Consider the following 1,788-nt stretch of genomic DNA (forward strand, 5'->3'; position numbering starts at 1 on the left):
GAGTGCATCGTGCGCGAGATTCGGGAAGAATTGGCGATCGAAATTAACGTCGGGGAGCATCTGATCTCGATCGATCACGCTTATCCCAAATTCCAGATTACCCTGATCGCCCATCATTGTCAGCATATCAGTGGTATTCCCCAGCCGATCGAGTCCGATGAAGTTCGCTGGGTAAACGTTGAAGATCTCCATCAGTACCAGTTCCCCGCCGCCAATCTCGAAATTATCGCGGCAATCCAGTCAGGACAAAAGTTCTAAATTTGGCATTGTTGCCCATGTTGTAAATCGGGATAAAACCCATCAACATCATTTTTGACAACTTCTAGCCAATCCACCTTTCCGAAATCACCAATTTCGACATTGTATTTATAATTGATGGAATACGAAGATTGAGTTATCGACTCTCTTCAAATCCGCCGATCGAATCGACACGATAGTGGTGAGCGAGTAATGGGCATAGAATTAGCAATTCAGACAGAAAATTTAACTAAACAATTCGATCGTCATCTGGCGGTAAACGGGGTAGATTTGGCGATAGCCGCCGGGGAAGTCTATGGACTCATCGGCCCTAATGGTGCTGGTAAGACCACCCTGATGCGGATGCTAGCCACCGCTGAGGAGCCAACTCAAGGCGAGATCTATATTAATGGCGAACGACTATTACGCGATCGCAGTAATACCAATCTCAAACGGTTATTGGGATATCTCCCCGATGACTTTCCCCTATATGACGATCTGACAGTCTGGGACTATCTCGACTATTTTGCGCGACTCTATAAGCTCACTACCGAACGGCGTCAGCGACGGTTATATGATGTGCTGGAATTAGTCCAACTAAGTACCAAGCGCAATAGTAAGATTGCCACGTTATCGCGGGGGATGAAGCAGCGATTGAGTCTGGCGCGGACGATTATTCACGAGCCGATTTTACTACTATTAGATGAGCCAGTATCGGGATTAGATCCGATCGCCCGGATGCAGTTTCGACAAATTATTAAGACACTCCAAGAAGCAGGAATGACGATTTTGATCTCATCCCATGTCTTGAGTGACTTAGCCGAACTTTGTACATCTGTAGGAATTATGGAGTTGGGATTTTTGGTCGAAAGCTGTCGGCTCGAAGATCTCTATCAACGGTTGAGTAGTCAACAAATTACGATCGGTACGCTCGGAGATTTAGCAGCGCTCAAACAAGAACTTAAAGCTAATTCCTTGGTGACAGAGATGGAAGTATTAACTGGTACTAATGGTCTTAGGGTCGGATTTTTGGGAACTGAAGAGGATGCCGCCGACTTATTGAGATCGCTAATTCACAACCATATCCCGATTACCAATTTCCAATGTATTCAAGAAGACTTAGAAACTATTTTCTTGAAATTAGGGCATCAACAAGCCTCATAGATTAATTAATAATTGATAATTGATAATTAATGATTTAGTTGAGATGAGGATGGTGTCGATCGAAATAATCGATGAGTGGGCGATCCCGACCCGCAACTAGTTTGAGAGAATTTAAACAACCACTAGTGAGGTAAATAACGATAGTGTTAGATAAATTAATCGATCGAGTGGGTGATACCAACCCCCAAATATTTCGAGAACTCAAAGAACGGTTGACACCCCGAAATATTGCGCTGGCGATCGTCGCTGCTGTGCTAATTCAAGGACTCGTCCTGCTGTATTTCAACGGACAGATTCCCATCCCTATCTATGACGAGCCATTGAGTCCTGGTGCTTCAACCCGAATCCTGCGAGAAACACGCAATACCTACTGTGTGTTTCCAAACG

General features: G+C 44.7%; 2 protein-coding genes and 1 pseudogene. All 3 read left to right on the forward strand.

Going from position 1 to position 1,788, the window contains the following annotated elements:
• On the forward strand, positions 1–258 hold a 258-nt coding region (locus tag RMO27_RS17500; RefSeq protein ID WP_309734857.1), incomplete at its 5' end, for an NUDIX domain-containing protein.
• Positions 259–450: 192 nt separating this feature from the next.
• Positions 451–1,401 carry an ABC transporter ATP-binding protein gene (locus tag RMO27_RS17505; RefSeq protein WP_309734859.1) on the forward strand — a complete coding sequence of 317 codons (951 nt, stop codon included), beginning with the start codon at positions 451–453 and terminating at the stop codon, positions 1,399–1,401.
• A gap of 143 nt (positions 1,402–1,544) precedes the next feature.
• Positions 1,545–1,788 (forward strand): annotated as a pseudogene (locus RMO27_RS17510) (hypothetical protein); the annotation flags it as partial.

Origin of the sequence: Chamaesiphon sp. OTE_75_metabat_556 (genome assembly GCF_031378165.1) — a bacterium.
GTDB lineage: Bacteria > Cyanobacteriota > Cyanobacteriia > Cyanobacteriales > Chamaesiphonaceae > Chamaesiphon.